A 13404-nucleotide genomic window follows, 5' to 3' on the forward strand; every position below is an offset into this window, starting at 1 on the left:
GGATCAGGCAGTCGCCGGCTCCGCCTGCTCCGCATCGGCCATGTTGGCCTGGATCATGTGGTTGAGTGCAAAGATCGCCAGCGTGACCCACACCGGCGTCGCCGCATTGGCGCCGACCTCGAAGATGGTGAAGCCGGCGATGCCCGTGGCGAGCAGGATCTTCAGGTCGATCACGTTTCCGGTGGCGACCTTGATCCCGTTGTCGAAGTCCTTGAAGAAATCGACAATGACCTTGGCCGTGTGCGAATGCTCGGCGAGGTACTCGGCTTCCTGCTCGATCTTGGTGGCCAGCGCGTCGATCTCGTTGGCCGGCGGCTTGTAATGGCCGCCGGTGTGATGTTCGAGCCGGCCGTGAAACTCGTCGTGCCGGTCGGTGTCGTAATGCAGCACGACGCTTCCCGTCGCCGGATTGACGATGACGTTCTCGATGCCGGGAATCACGCTGAAGGTCTGCTTGATCTGCTCGAGCAGCTCGGGGTTTTCCTTGGCCGACGGCACCTTCATGCGAATCCGGCCCGGAATCTGATGCGCGATCTGCAACTTCATCTTGGTCATCGCAATCCTCTAACCGCGTTCCAACGCCGGTGCGGGGACGCGAATGATGCCGTCGTCAAATTGCCTGCAGCGCCGGCGTCGCGAGGTCGATCATCGGCGCGCTGTGTCGCTTTACGTCCGGCCCGTTCAGGCCGCAGACGAAGCCCGGCCCTCTGCCGCGGCCTTGCCTTCCTGCGCCTGGCTCTCGGCCTTCACTTCCGCGACGATGTCGTTCACCTGCTCGTGGGCTTCGGCGAACATCTCGCGCGACTTCTGCGCGAACTTGTAGGTGCCGCGAACGGTGGATTTGAACAGCGGGTTCAGCGCACCGGCCAGTTTCGGCAGGTATTTCGGCGCCGCGACGGCGGCAACGCCGAGTGCAAGTCCCGGCAGCAAGGCAGCTTCGAACACGGCAGCGCCGACAGCCACCACCGCGACAACCGCAACCGTCTTGTTGATGCCGCCGCCTTCCTCGGATTCCTGCTCGGGGGCGTCATGATGGAAGGCGGTGTCGTGACTGCTACCATTGGTGTTCGGGTTCATCTGAAATCCCTTGTGAACGCTCAACCGACTGCAGTTCCATCAATAACGGCGGATTGAAATGGATTCGTGACACTTTCATTACAGCCGTCCGACCGTTTGCGGCGGCATGGTGTCGCAGCGCAGCAGACGCGTAATTCCTGGGGCGAGCAGCAGCCGCGCCGGGCAAGTCTGCATGTTTTTATGTGTCTACATTGCCGTGATGACGCAAATCCGGCGTAAGCCGCACACTGCGTTTGTGCGTATCGGCCGCGCGACGTCTATCGGTCCCACGTCACCGGCAAATCCAGCAGGCCGCGAAAGGCCCAGCCGCCGATCCGCGGCGGTCTGTCGTCGATCAGGCGCAGGTTCTTCAGCCGCTCGAAGATAGCGGGCAGCGCGACGTCGGCGACCATGGCGCGCGAGGCCCAGGCGCCGGCGCAGAAATGCGGACCGGCGCCGAACGCGATGCTCTTGCTGGCGTCGCGGCGCACGTCGAACGCCTCGGGCTTGTCGAAGTGCTTCTCGTCGCGGTTCGCCGAGCCGAACATCAGGAATACGCGCTCGTTGGTCTCGAATGCGACGTCCCTGATCGTCCAGGGCTTTGCGATCCGCCGCGGCGACATCCCGATCGGCGAGATCCAGCGCGCATATTCCTCGAACACCTGCAACCACGGGATCGCGCCACCAGTCGCCAGCGCGAGCTGGTCGGGATGGGTCAGCAACGCCCACACCGTGCCCGCGATCGCATCGCGCGGTTCGTTCTGGCCGCCCGAGATCGCGAGCTTGATGTTGGCGCGCACGCTCTCCATCGGCATGTCGGTCTGCAACAACACGCCGAGCAGGCTGAGGTCCGGCGTCTTGCGCAGCAGGGGCACCATGTCGTCGATCGCGGCGTCGATGCCCGAGGTCGCCGCATGGCAGCGCGCCTCGATCGCGCCATCGCCGACATAATTGGCGATGCCGTCGATCATGCCCTGCGACCACGCGTTCATGTCCTGGAAGCGCATGTTGGTGAGGCCGGTGATCGATTTGAGGCATTCGGCCGAGAACGGCAGCGCGAAGGCCTGCACGAAATCGACCACGCCGTCCGGCTTCAATTCGTCGAGGATCCGCGCTGCGTGTCCCGCGAACTGCGCGGTCCAGTGCGATCTGACGGTCTTCGGCGAGATCGCCGGGAAGATCGCCTTGCGCTCGTTCATGTGCGCATCGCCGTCCTTGCGCATCATGTTGTGGCCCATCAGCTTGTTCATCAGCCCCTCGGGCTGGTGCGACGAGAACACGTCGATCTGCTTCTCGGAGATGAAGATGTCGTCGCGGTTGCACAATAGCGTGCTGCCGAGCTGCGGCACGAAGGCGATCGGCGTCTCCTTGCGCATGCGCGCCAGCGTCGGATAGGGGTCCTGCCAGAAGGCGGGGACGTCGATGTCGAAATGGGGCGCGGTGCTCACGGCGTGATCTCGGGTTGCTTCAGGTTTCGAGCCAAGCATAGGCCGGCAGGCGCCGCCGGTCTGTCCCCACCGTTGGGGACAGGGGGAGGCCGTCGTGCGGGGGCTCCTTCAATTCAGCCGGCGTGCCGATGCCATCAGCCGCAGCGCGATGGCGAACAGCTCGTTCTGCGAGGAGATGCCGAGCTTGTCATAGGCGCGCTTGCGATACGTGAGGGCGGAGTGCAGCCCGATGCCGAGATCGGCCGCGATCGCCTCCGAGCTGAAGCCCGAGAGGATGCGCAGGCAGACTTCCTTCTCGCGTCCGGTCAGCCGCGCGAGCGGCTCAGTGGTTGCAAACAGGGTCTTCAGCCGTTCGATCGGATCGGCGTCCGGTGCCGGATCGGGCTGGAAGTGCCGTGCTACGGCTGCGGTCAGCGCGGGCGCGACCGCGGCCAGGCGCGCGATCTGCTCGCGGCTGAAGCGGCCTTGCGCGGTGATCTGGTAGAAGTTGACATAGAAGCAGGTGTCGCCAGTCCAGATCGCCGAAGCGAACTTGTCGACGATGTCGGAATCGTCGAAGAAGATCTTGCGATAGCCGTCGCTGTACATCCGGCGGGCAAAGGTCGGCAGCATGATCGGTGCGGCCTGCGCCTGCCCCTCGAACACCGCATCGCGGTTCGGGTCGGCCTGATGGAAATGCTCGGAATAGGCGATCCCGAGGTCGCGCCCGGTCGGGATGTTGCCGACGTCGAGCAGGCAGGCGGCCGACCGCGGGCCGGTGAACGAGAACACCATGCAGTGACCGACCCCGGCGACGCGGCGCAGCGCGCCGATCAGCGCCTGCGGAAAGCCGTCGCGGCCGATTGCGAGCAGCGCCGGCGTGATGTCGCTGACGACCGACGTCTTGAAGGCGAGATCTGCCTTCATGGTGTCCTCCCCTAAGTTTCGGGAAGACTAGCAGCGACATCACGGGGGTGGAAGCGGCGCGTCAGGCGCCGGGCACCTGGTCGAGGAACCCGGTGATGCTCCTGATCCGGCCCTCCTTCAGCATGGCGAAGTCGGTGCCCTTGATCGGGCTGTCGACGCCGTCGGGCCCGAGGCCCCAGGAGAAGCGGACGTGATCGCCGAAGCCGTTCGGCTCGCCGATCAGCTTGAACGAGAAGTCCGGAAACTTCTGCTGCACGCCGGCGATCAGGGCGTCGACGCCCTCATGGCCGTCGCCGCTCATCAGCGGATCGACATAGCGCGCGTCGGCGGTCCAGTTCTCGCTCAATAGCTCGCGGCGCCGGCTCGGCGTCCGCTCGTTCCAGAGCTCGATATAGCGGCGGGCGATGGTGGCATGGTCGGTCATGGGGCTCTCCTTCTGATGTGCCGGACAGTGCGGCTGTCCGGACTATCGAAGGTTTGCCTGCGCCGATCGATTACCTCTGACGTCATCGCGCGAGCTACGGCGCGATCTTCAGCACCGCCTTCATGTTGGGATGGAAGCGGCAGTAATAGTCGACCGTGCCGGCCTTGGTCAGAACCGACTTGACCGTCTTCTTCGGCGCGATCGTCACGTCGAAATCGCCGTTCTTCGCAGTGGCGGTGTGGGCCAGCACGTCCTTGTTGACCCATTCGATGGTGTCGCCGACCTTGGCGGATACCTCGGCCGGCGAGACCACCAGATTCTCCATCACGATCTGGATGGTGGCGGCATGCGCCGGGACCGCCATCGCGCCGAGCGCGAACAGAGCGAGCGTGGCAAGACAGCGTCCTGGCAACATCATGCGTCTCCCTACTTCAGGCTGGCCGCGACATGTTCGGCATGCTGCTGATGGCCCTGGAAGATCTTCAGCCCGGTCTGCAGCAGGCCCTTCAGCTCGGGATTGCTGGCCGAGGGGATCAGCTGCGTCTCCAGCGCAGTATTGACGGTCTTGTGGTAGGCGACCTCGTTGTCGATATAAGCCTTGTCGTAGGCGGCGCCCTTCAGCTTGCCGAGCTCGGCGAGCTTGTCGGCCGCCTGTTTCGACAGCGCCTTGCTGGTGTCGTTGTCCTCCGGCGTCACCTTCAGCTTCTTGACGAGGTCGAGCGCCTGCTTGTTCACAGCCTCATGGTCGCGCGCCATGTCCTTGGCGAACGCCTTGACCTCCTTGTTGGACGCTTTCGTTTCCGCCTGCTTGGCGGCATTGATGTCGATCACGCCGGCCGTGTAGGCGATGTGCGCGATTTGCGGATCGGTCGGCTTTGCGCCTTGGGCCTGCGCAGCGCCGGTGAGAAGGCCGAGCGCGGCGACCGCGATGCTCAATCGAACGAACATGGTTTGACACTCCTGTTGAGCCGGGCGTAGCGCACGGCACGTCGTTGCTTGCACAGGAGTTGGATGGCGCGGACGGGCAGAGGTTCCCGAAAATCTATGCTGTGATGCCGAGCCGGCTCAGCACCGCCTCGGTCAACCGCTCGCAGCGTCTGCCCGCGAAGGGAAAGGCCTCCATCACGATGGGGCCGATTTTCCGCTCGACATTGTCGCGCAGCATGGTTCTGGCGCGGTGCAGGCGGGTCTTCACGGTTTCCGGCTTCAAGCCGAGGATGTCGGCGGTCTCCTCGACATTCATGCCCTCGATCACACGGGTGATGAAGACGAGGCGGAACGGCTCGGGCAACTCATCGATCGCGTGCTCGACGACATGCTGGATCTCGCGCTGGGCCATGGATTTTTCCGGATCGTCGGTTGACGACAGGGGGAACTGGATGATCTCCGCTTCGAGGGCGCCGTTCGGCAGCCCGGACCACTCCACGCTGGCGTGCTTGCTGCGCAGGCGGCCGAGCGCCTCGTTGATCGCGATCCGCGACAGCCAGGTCGACAGGCTGGAGCCGCCGCGGAACTGGTCCAGATGGGTGAAGGCACGCACATAGGCCTCCTGCACCACGTCCTCGGCCTCGTTGTCGTTGCGCAGGATGCCGCGCGCCAGCCGGAACAGGCGGCGATTATTGGCCTGCATGATGGTGCGGATCGCGGCCTCGTCGCGGGCGAGCGCCCGTTGCACGAGCTCGGCATCGCCTGAGCTGACCGGCGGCAGGGACGTGACATGGGCCTGGCGCATGGCGGGATCGCCCTCATTGCTAGCGGAATAATACCATTGGATGCCAGGCGGGCGCACAGGTTCCCGAGAAAATGGCGGCCGGTCGAGAAATGTGCCGATCAGCGGCTACGGCCTGATATAGGCCTCCGGATCGCCGCGCGCGTGCGCTTCCATCGCGTCGAGGAAGCAGCGCACCTTGGCCGGGACAAATTGCCGCGCCGGCAGCAGCGCGTGCACGTTGAGCGGCTCGCAGCCGTGGTCCGGCAGCAGCCGCCGCAATTCGCCGGCCGCGACCGCGGCGCGGGTGTAGCTCGCGGTCACCCGCAGCACGCCATGTCCGGCGAGCGCCGCCTGCAGCCGGACATGGGCGTTCGAAGAGGTGAGGCGCGCGCGATCCACCGCGAGATGCTCGACGCCGCCGCCGGGCGCAGTGATCGCCCAAGGCGGATCGCTGGGGCCGGTGAGCAGCGGCAGCTTCCTCAATTCATCCAGCGAGCGCGGCTCGCCGTATTTCTCCAGCAGCGCGGGCGCCGCGAACAGGCCGCGCTCGAGGGTGAAGACGCGGCGGATCACGATGCCGGCCGACGGCAGCGGCGCCTCCAGCATCGCGAACACGATGTCGTAGTTCTCGGCGATCGGGTTGACGATGTCGTGCTCGACGTCGATCCGGATCGCGAGCTGCGGGTAGCGGCCCATCACCGCGCAGGCGACCGGTCCCGCATGATGCGCGCCGAATTCGTAGGGTGCCTTGATGCGGAGCGTGCCGGCGACCGCGCTCGACATCGCCAGCGCCTCGCTGTGGGTGTCGTGCAGCGCGGCAAACAGCGGGCGCACCTTGCGATAGATGGTCTCGCCGGAATCGGTCAGCCGCAGGTGGCGCGTGGTCCGCTCGATCAGCCGCAGCCCGAGATTGGCTTCGAGACGCTGCACCGCAGCACTGAGGCTCGACTTGGGGTGTCCGAGCACGCGCGCGGCCGCGGTGAAGCCGCCATGCTCGACAACCTCGCAAAACAGCTCCCAGTCGCGCCACTCCATGGCCGATTGTCCATCCACCGGTACAGTGTGTCCAGCCAAATCGGATTATCCCGATGGCCGGGATCACCTAACCTGATTGCAAGCAACATTGCATCGGGAGGGTGACATGGCTGGTGACGACGGAATTTTCCTGCGCAACACCTGGTACGTGGCGGCGTGGAATCACGAACTGATCGACGGCAAGATGGTCGCGCGCACCATCCTGGAGCGGCCGATCGTGCTCTATCGCGCGTCGAGCGGCAAAGTCGTCGCGCTCGACGACCGTTGCTGCCATCGCGCCGCGCCGCTGTCGATGGGGCGCATCGAGGGCGACGACATCAGGTGCATGTATCACGGTATGAAGTTCGCGGCCGACGGCAAGTGCATCCAGATTCCAGGGCAGGATTCGATCCCCGCCAAGCTCGGCGTGCGCAGCTATCCGGTGGTGGAGCGCTACAATCTGATCTTCATCTGGACCGGCGATCCGGAGAAGGCCGATCCGAAGCTGATCCTCGACTATCCGCCGCTCGAAGATCCGAAGTGGCGCGGCCTGCCGGGCTACATGCACTACAAGGCCAACTGGCTCTTGATCGTCGACAACCTCAGCGACTTCGCGCATCTCGCCTTCGTGCACACCAACACGCTCGGCGGTTCCGAGGAATATGCCTACAAGACCAAACCGGTCGCGATCGAGAAGCTGGACGACGGTTTCCGTGTCGAGCGCTGGCACATGGGCGCCGAGCCGCCGCCCTATCACAAGAAGGTCATCCCGAACAAAACCGACCAGATCGATCGCCGCAATGTCGGCCGCATGATCGTGCCCGGCATCTTCACGCTCGACACCACGTTTGCCCCGGCGGGGCAGGGCGTAGAGAAGGGCGTCCAGGTTCCGGGTACGCGGTCCTATCGCAACGCACAGTTCATGACGCCGGAGACGCGCTCGACCACGCACTTCTTCTGGAACTACCTGCACGATTTCGACATCGACAACCCGAACATCGCGCTGTCGCTGCGCCACAGCCTCGAGGAAGGCTTCAACGAGGACAAGGACATCATCGAGGCGCAGCAGCGGGTGTTTGACGCCGATCCGGACTATCAGCTGCTGGCGATCGGCGCCGATGCGCCGTTGACCTATTTCCGCTGGCTGTTCGCACGGAAACTCGAGGCGGAACGCACCGCCGCCCGAGCGGCCTAAAGCATGATGAGTTTAGATCGAATCGCCTTCGTCGCCCTCGCTTCACCTCTCCCCAATGGGGAGAGGTCGATTTGCGAAGCAAATCGGGTGAGGGGCCGCAGCTCGAACGAGGGACTGTAACCCCTCACCCGGCGCTGCGCGCCGACCTCTCCCAAGGGAGAGGTGAACCTCCGCTGCCGATCCCGCGCAACCCAATCTCGTCACGCGCTAGTTGGAGCGGCCGGCGGCCCTCTTCCGGGCCGGAAGTCATCCCGGGGTCGCGAGATCGTGAACCCCGGCATGGCCGCCACTGCCTTTGATTTGGCGTAGAACCTTCGATCTGAATTCGTCGGTTCTTGATCGGGGTCAAGGTTTTGACCCGTGCCGTCCGAACCATGTCGGCGGCGATCAGTCGGTGAATGACTTTGACCGAAAACGCGAAGCCACCGGAACGGGAGACGGGCGCCGCCCAGGCGCAGCACGCTTGGCTGTGGCCGTTTGAAGCCACGCGACTGGTGCTTGACGCATATTGGCAGTGGTACGCGGACCACGCGCCCGGGCATGCCGACCCGCCTGACGCACAGCTCGCCTGGACGACACCAAACAGGACCGCGCTCGAACTGCCGTCGATGCGTCTGTTGGATTTTTCGCAGGCCGCGCGAGGCCAGCCGCTGCTGGTCTGTGCGCCCTACGCACTGCACCGCGCGCTGATTGCGGATTTCGCGCCCGGCCACAGCCTGATCGAGGCGCTCCAACAGTCGGGCATCGCGCGTCTGTACCTGACCGATTGGCGCTCGGCCACGCCCGAGATGCGCTATTTCTCGATCGACAGCTATCTCTCCGACCTCAACGTCGCCGTCGACACGATCGGACCGCCGGTCGATCTTGCCGGTCTCTGCCAGGGCGGATGGCTGTCGCTGCTCTATGCCGCGCGTTTCCCCGGCAAGGTGCGGCGGCTCGTGCTGGCGAGCAGCCCGATCGATGTCTCGGTGCCATCGCAGCTCTCCGGGATGGTGGCCGCGCTTCCCGAGCAGAGCTTCGCGGCGCTGGTGCATCAGGGCGGCGGCATCATCAGCGGCAGGCACATGCTGCAATGCTGGAGCATTCCCTTTGGCGTGCAGGATGTGGAAGCCGTGCTGCAACGAGGCCTGCGCGACGCCTCGGACGATGCCGCTTCGCTGCTCGATCGCTTCCAGCGCTGGAATCGCGAGACGCTTGATCTGCCGGGTGTCTATTATCTCGAGGTGATCAACTGGATCTTCCGTCAGAACCGGATCGCCCGTGGGGAGTTCGTCGCGCTCGGCCGCAGGATCGATCTCGCCGAGGTGAAGACGCCGGCCTTCCTGCTGGCCGCTGACGACGACATTGTTGTTCCGCGCGATCAGGCGTTTGCGACAGCGCGGCTGTTGGGCACGCCGCCGATGTGGCTGGAGCGTGGCACCGAACCGTGCGGGCACCTCGGCCTGTTCATGGGCTGCAAGGCGTTGAGCAACTCATGGCGCCGGATCGTGCGCTGGCTTCAGTCCGACATCGGTGATGCCTCGGCCCAACGACCACGGATCAGCGCGTAAGGTTGCGGATGAAACAAGCCCCGGATTGCGGTTTGCAATCCGGGGCTTCGAGAAATCTCGCTCGATCAGAGTGCGCGGGCTTACTTGGCCGCGACGACCATGATCTCGACATTGTACTGCGGCGCCGCGAGCTTGGCCTCGACGGTGGCGCGAGCCGGGGTGTTGCCCTGGGAGACCCACTGGTCCCACACCGCGTTCATCTCCGGGAACGTCTTCATGTCGGTGATGTAGATGGTGGCGCTGAGCAGCTTCGACTTGTCGGTGCCGGCCTTGGCAAGGTGGCCGTCGATGATCGACAGGATGTCCTTGGTCTGGTCGGTGACGCTGCCGCCCGCGGCCTTGCCGGCGACGACGCCGGCGAGATAGACGGTGTTGCCGTGCACGACGGCCTGGCTCATGCGCGGGCCGGTTTCGAAACGCTGAATGCTCATTTGAGTCTCCACTTGAATGGCGGGCACTGTCTATAGCGTTTTCAAGCGAAGTGGCTACCGGTTCGCGTGAAGAAAACGCGTCAAAACAAGAGATCGAGAGGGTTTGGTTCTGATTTGATCAGAACCAGACCTCTAACCTGCTACGGCGTCCGCCGCCACTGCGCATTTTGCAGCGCGCCTGTCACGGAAATCGCACGAAGAATGACCAAATCGTGTCGGCACCGTCGATGTCGCCGTTTTGCGGTCCGAGCAGCGTGGCCGCCAGCTTCGTAAAATGCGCATCCGGGAAGTGGCCGGGCATGCGATGGCCGCCGCCATTGACCCGATAGAGCACCACGTCTCGCCCTCGCGGACAGGCCGAGTCGATCCGTGTGACGGTTGATTGATCGGACGGATTGCGGTCGGGCAGGTCGGTGGTTGCGACGTCCTTGCTCTCGCAGCCATTGATGGATCGCCAGAATTGCAGGGTGTGTTCGGTCGACCAGAATCCGTCGACCGCGAAACGGCTGGTGCCGCGCCCACCCTGGTAGGGGATCAGCGGATCGAGCGTGCCGTTCATCAGCAGTATCGGCACCGGACGTTGTGGCCGGCAGGCCCGCGCGGATTCATCAGTCAAATTCATGATCACGCTGGCCGCCGCCGCGAACAGGTCGGCACGTTCGCAGACGAGTGTCATGGCCATCGCGCCGCCGTTGGAGATGCCGGTGACATAGATGCGCTTCGGATCGGCGATCCCGTCGCCCACGAGCTTCGCGATCAATTGCGTGATGAAGGCGACGTCGTCGGTACTCTCCGGTGGCGGATTGCCGGCGCGCCGCGTGTCCGGCCGGGAATCGGCCCAGGCATGATTCAATCCATCGGGATAGGCCACGGCGAAGCCGTCGCGCTTGGCGATCAGCGGCCACGAGGTCCGTGTGACCATGTCGGCGCCGCTTTGGGTCTTGCCGTGCAGCACGATGACGAGCGGCGCGGGCCTGGTCGCCGGCGGCTGCAACGTGAATGTTCGTGTCGTACCGTTGATGACGAGCGAATCCGCCTTCGCCGGCGCATCGCTCAAGGCGAGTACGCCGGCCACAGCCAGCACGCCGATTGGGCACTGTCGCATCGCCTTGGAAACCCGCCCTGCCGTGACGATTGCATCACGCCGGCGCGGCGGGTTCAACCGGTCTGGCCGGGCCGTGGCTTCACGATCAGGTTGGCGCCTTCAGTGCGCCGGCCCAGCGTGCGAACAACGCCACCCGTTCAGCCGGCCAGGCGCCGTCGCACGGCATCGTGCCAGCCTCCAGGCGTGCCAGGATCTGCCGGCCATGCCTCGCAACATCCTCCTCTTTCCAGAGGTCGAAGGCGAACAGCATCGAGTTGCGATCCATCGGCCGGAACAGTGGCCGGATGTGTTGTTCGAATTGCACGTCCTCGTCGGGCCCGGGCAGCGCCACGCTGACGTCGTTCGCAGCCGGTGCATCGGCTGCGATCGCGGACGGCCGCGCCGCCGGCGTTGCGTTGCAGACCCACCACCAGCGCGGCACCGGCATGTTCGGCGGCGGTTTCGCATCGGCTCCGGAATTCTCCACCGCGATCCGCGAGCCCCACTCGATATAGGCGACGAAGGCGGCGCGGAATTCCGGATCGGACGGCAGCCCGGCATCATCGGCGCTCTGCACCATGTAGGTGGCCCATAGCGCGCGTTGCTCCGGCCGGATCTCCTTGCCGATATGCTGCGACACCATCCGCCGGTAGCCGCCATAGCGTTCGGTGTAGAGGCGCGGGCCGCCGAACACCTCGCTGAGCCATGCCGCCACCCGTTCGGGATGATCCGGCGACATCTCGGCGAACAGCGGCCCGAGCAGCGGATCTTCCGGCACGTAGCGGCTGTAGAAGATGCGCGTCATGTCGAGCAGCGCCGGATAGCCGCCGGCCCATTCGAACAGCGTCGGCTCGCGCATCGGGTCCGGAACGGGATCGTGAAATCCAACGGTCCAGTGCATGCCGCTGCAAAACGGCTTGTTCAATGACGCGCCGCAGCGGCACAGGCTGGCATGCTCCTGCGATGCGCCCGCATTCCCGGCGATCGGCATGCCGTCCTCATCGAGCAGCTCGACAGAACCGGTGATGCGATAGGGACCGTCCTTCGACACTTCGATCTGCGGCGGCCGGCTGACGTCGGACAAATTGGCATCCCGCGCGGGGCCGATGCCGATACCAAGCGCGCCCGATGGGCATCGGCGCACCGCATTGATGAGGTCGTCGAGGCGCGCGCCGCTCGGCGCGATGAACGGCTCCTCGCCGAGATGAAACACCGAGCCGAGCCGGTCGGTGCAGAAGCCTGAATGCGCGCAGGTGCCGCGATTGTCGAACACATATGCCTGCTGCCCGGCATAGACCTCGAGCTTGTCGGGTATGCGCCGCGGATCCTTGGCATCGGTGAAACCGCGCGCGACATGGCTGTCGTCGCAGAACGGTTTTGTCTGGGATTGCCCGCAGCGGCAGAGTCGCACCGGCGCCTCCGCTGCAACCGGCACGCCGAGATGATCGACGATCGTAATGCCGGGCTCGACTTCGTAGGGCCCGTTGCGTCTGACGATGATGCGCTTGCGCGGATGTTGCTCGTCGTTTGGACCTTCGGCGGAATTGCTGTCTGTCATGCCTTGCAATGATCCCTGAACTCGCCCAACCCGTGCAAAGCGTGCTTAGATGGATCGATGGCGGCTCTCAACGAACCAGATGGAAAGTGCCGCGGGAGACTGCGATGATCCGCAAGACCAAGCGCAAATATGGTTGCCCGGTCGAGTTCTCGATCGATCAGCTCAGCGGCAAATGGAAGACCGTGATCCTGAGCCGGCTCAAGGTCCGCCCCATGCGCTATGGCGAACTGCGCCACGACATTCCGCAGCTCAGCGACAAGGTGTTGACCGAGCGGCTGCGCGACCTCTGCAATTCAGGCTTCGTCAAGCAGGAGCGCGGCGGCGGCTCCTCGCGCTACTGCCTGACCAGGCGCGGCGAGATGCTGAAGCCGATGCTGCAGGCGCTATACGACTGGGGCGAGGCCAATGCCGACACGTTCGGCGTGCGGTTTCTCAGCGCGGAGGCGGAGTAGGTGTGTGCTCATAAAAGCGACCAGGCTCTTTAACTACCAAACCGAGAAGCACTCAGCGTGCTGCAAATTGCCGCCCGCTCCGCTTCACTAAGGAGACTTCGATAAGACGCGCCGAATTCATCGCCTTTGCGTGAGAATCTCGTAGGACCGCTGGATCGCAATAAACTTGGGCCCTAGCCGAGCATCATGTTCAAACGTACCGGCCACGAAGCCATGTCCTACGCCAACTCTGGTACAAGTCCCAAGATAGGTAACGATTTTTAGCGCGCTGCTATCGAGTCTCCCCTCGACGACCCTTTCGACACGAGCATTCAGCACGGCCAACGGAGTATTGTCCGGGGCGCTAGTATCGGCGTCTCTGCTGACGATCGTCACCTCGACGATCACGGGCGCGTCGATTCCTTCGGGAACATGGTCAAAGAGCACACCACGTTGCGAACCCGCCACAGCGCAGGCCTCTGCGCGGTCGAATACAAAACCGCCAACAATAAATAAAAGCGCCGAAAGTCTTGTTGTCTTCCATCTACGCATGTTCGCGCGCTTATCGCCAATCATCGCAGCGTCATTTCGGAATA

The 13404-nt window shown here is 64.3% G+C and carries 16 protein-coding genes; 3 read left to right on the plus strand and 13 right to left on the minus strand.

The annotated features are described in order from the left end of the window. Window positions 1-3: 3 nt before the first annotated feature. The 9 genes from BI327_RS26605 to BI327_RS26645 form a co-directional block, all read right to left on the minus strand. Window positions 4-555, minus strand: a complete 552-nt coding sequence (locus BI327_RS26605) for an HMA2 domain-containing protein (protein ID WP_076864204.1) — start codon at window positions 553-555, stop codon at window positions 4-6. A gap of 126 nt (window positions 556-681) precedes the next feature. Next, on the minus strand, window positions 682-1077 hold the full coding sequence (locus BI327_RS26610; protein ID WP_076864205.1) for a DUF5132 domain-containing protein: 396 nt from the start codon (window positions 1075-1077) through the stop codon (window positions 682-684). Between the two features lie 257 nt (window positions 1078-1334). After that, on the minus strand, window positions 1335-2504 hold the full coding sequence (locus BI327_RS26615) for a cytochrome P450 (RefSeq protein WP_076864206.1): 1170 nt from the start codon (window positions 2502-2504) through the stop codon (window positions 1335-1337). A 108-nt stretch (window positions 2505-2612) separates the two neighbouring features. Further along, window positions 2613-3410 (minus strand): helix-turn-helix transcriptional regulator, encoded by a 798-nt coding sequence (locus BI327_RS26620; protein WP_076864207.1) that lies wholly within the window; start codon window positions 3408-3410, stop codon window positions 2613-2615. Window positions 3411-3471: 61 nt separating this feature from the next. Further along, the gene (locus tag BI327_RS26625; RefSeq protein ID WP_076864208.1) at window positions 3472-3834 is read right to left on the minus strand and encodes a nuclear transport factor 2 family protein; all 363 of its coding nucleotides are present in this window, start codon (window positions 3832-3834) and stop codon (window positions 3472-3474) included. Between the two features lie 94 nt (window positions 3835-3928). Further along, a complete protein-coding gene (locus BI327_RS26630) occupies window positions 3929-4249 on the minus strand; it encodes a cupredoxin domain-containing protein (RefSeq protein WP_076864304.1) in 321 nt (106 codons plus the stop codon). Window positions 4250-4260: 11 nt separating this feature from the next. After that, entirely contained in the window at window positions 4261-4782 is a 522-nt protein-coding gene (locus BI327_RS26635; protein WP_076864209.1) for a DUF4142 domain-containing protein, read from the minus strand. Between the two features lie 94 nt (window positions 4783-4876). Next, window positions 4877-5566, minus strand: coding sequence for an RNA polymerase sigma factor (locus BI327_RS26640; RefSeq protein WP_076864210.1), 690 nt, complete (start codon window positions 5564-5566; stop codon window positions 4877-4879). A gap of 105 nt (window positions 5567-5671) precedes the next feature. Further along, window positions 5672-6619: a LysR family transcriptional regulator gene (locus tag BI327_RS26645; protein WP_245334939.1), complete on the minus strand. Its 948-nt coding sequence runs from the start codon at window positions 6617-6619 to the stop codon at window positions 5672-5674. A 67-nt stretch (window positions 6620-6686) separates the two neighbouring features. Here BI327_RS26645 and BI327_RS26650 point away from each other — a divergent pair, with 67 nt between their 5' ends. Together BI327_RS26650 and BI327_RS26655 are read left to right on the plus strand one after the other, a co-directional pair. Beyond that, complete coding sequence (locus BI327_RS26650; RefSeq protein ID WP_076864212.1) at window positions 6687-7754, plus strand: aromatic ring-hydroxylating dioxygenase subunit alpha; 1068 nt, start codon at window positions 6687-6689, stop codon at window positions 7752-7754. 494 nt (window positions 7755-8248) lie between these two features. After that, window positions 8249-9304, plus strand: a complete 1056-nt coding sequence (locus BI327_RS26655; protein WP_245334940.1) for an alpha/beta fold hydrolase — start codon at window positions 8249-8251, stop codon at window positions 9302-9304. Window positions 9305-9384: 80 nt separating this feature from the next. On the opposite strand, the gene BI327_RS26660 is transcribed toward BI327_RS26655, so the two are convergent. From BI327_RS26660 to BI327_RS26670, 3 genes are all read right to left on the minus strand, one after another. Next, window positions 9385-9735, minus strand: coding sequence for a RidA family protein (locus tag BI327_RS26660; RefSeq protein WP_076864213.1), 351 nt, complete (start codon window positions 9733-9735; stop codon window positions 9385-9387). A 181-nt stretch (window positions 9736-9916) separates the two neighbouring features. Beyond that, window positions 9917-10840, minus strand: a complete 924-nt coding sequence (locus BI327_RS26665; protein WP_076864214.1) for an alpha/beta hydrolase family esterase — start codon at window positions 10838-10840, stop codon at window positions 9917-9919. Between the two features lie 85 nt (window positions 10841-10925). Beyond that, window positions 10926-12377 (minus strand): CDGSH iron-sulfur domain-containing protein, encoded by a 1452-nt coding sequence (locus tag BI327_RS26670; protein WP_076864215.1) that lies wholly within the window; start codon window positions 12375-12377, stop codon window positions 10926-10928. A 104-nt stretch (window positions 12378-12481) separates the two neighbouring features. On the opposite strand from BI327_RS26670, the gene BI327_RS26675 reads away from it, so the two are divergent. Continuing rightward, the gene (locus BI327_RS26675; protein WP_076864216.1) at window positions 12482-12829 is read left to right on the plus strand and encodes a winged helix-turn-helix transcriptional regulator; all 348 of its coding nucleotides are present in this window, start codon (window positions 12482-12484) and stop codon (window positions 12827-12829) included. Window positions 12830-12946: 117 nt separating this feature from the next. Here BI327_RS26675 and BI327_RS26680 read toward each other — a convergent pair whose 3' ends face one another. Continuing rightward, window positions 12947-13384, minus strand: coding sequence for a hypothetical protein (locus BI327_RS26680; RefSeq protein WP_076864217.1), 438 nt, complete (start codon window positions 13382-13384; stop codon window positions 12947-12949). Window positions 13385-13404 lie beyond the last annotated feature (20 nt).

It is taken from the genome of Bradyrhizobium mercantei (genome assembly GCF_001982635.1).
Classification (GTDB): domain Bacteria; phylum Pseudomonadota; class Alphaproteobacteria; order Rhizobiales; family Xanthobacteraceae; genus Bradyrhizobium; species Bradyrhizobium mercantei.

Bases quoted from the DNA above. Each gene is read 5' to 3' on its own strand.
- BI327_RS26635 (WP_076864209.1), bottom strand. From the start codon at position 4,782: ATGTTCGTTCGATTGAGCATCGCGGTCGCCGCGCTCGGCCTTCTCACC.
- BI327_RS26640 (WP_076864210.1), bottom strand. From the start codon at position 5,566: ATGCGCCAGGCCCATGTCACGTCCCTGCCGCCGGTCAGCTCAGGCGAT.
- BI327_RS26675 (WP_076864216.1), top strand. From the start codon at position 12,482: ATGATCCGCAAGACCAAGCGCAAATATGGTTGCCCGGTCGAGTTCTCG.
- BI327_RS26610 (WP_076864205.1), bottom strand. From the start codon at position 1,077: ATGAACCCGAACACCAATGGTAGCAGTCACGACACCGCCTTCCATCAT.
- BI327_RS26625 (WP_076864208.1), bottom strand. From the start codon at position 3,834: ATGACCGACCATGCCACCATCGCCCGCCGCTATATCGAGCTCTGGAAC.
- BI327_RS26650 (WP_076864212.1), top strand. From the start codon at position 6,687: ATGGCTGGTGACGACGGAATTTTCCTGCGCAACACCTGGTACGTGGCG.
- BI327_RS26665 (WP_076864214.1), bottom strand. From the start codon at position 10,840: ATGCGACAGTGCCCAATCGGCGTGCTGGCTGTGGCCGGCGTACTCGCC.
- BI327_RS26630 (WP_076864304.1), bottom strand. From the start codon at position 4,249: ATGTTGCCAGGACGCTGTCTTGCCACGCTCGCTCTGTTCGCGCTCGGC.
- BI327_RS26605 (WP_076864204.1), bottom strand. From the start codon at position 555: ATGACCAAGATGAAGTTGCAGATCGCGCATCAGATTCCGGGCCGGATT.
- BI327_RS26620 (WP_076864207.1), bottom strand. From the start codon at position 3,410: ATGAAGGCAGATCTCGCCTTCAAGACGTCGGTCGTCAGCGACATCACG.
- BI327_RS26680 (WP_076864217.1), bottom strand. From the start codon at position 13,384: ATGATTGGCGATAAGCGCGCGAACATGCGTAGATGGAAGACAACAAGA.
- BI327_RS26670 (WP_076864215.1), bottom strand. From the start codon at position 12,377: ATGACAGACAGCAATTCCGCCGAAGGTCCAAACGACGAGCAACATCCG.
- BI327_RS26660 (WP_076864213.1), bottom strand. From the start codon at position 9,735: ATGAGCATTCAGCGTTTCGAAACCGGCCCGCGCATGAGCCAGGCCGTC.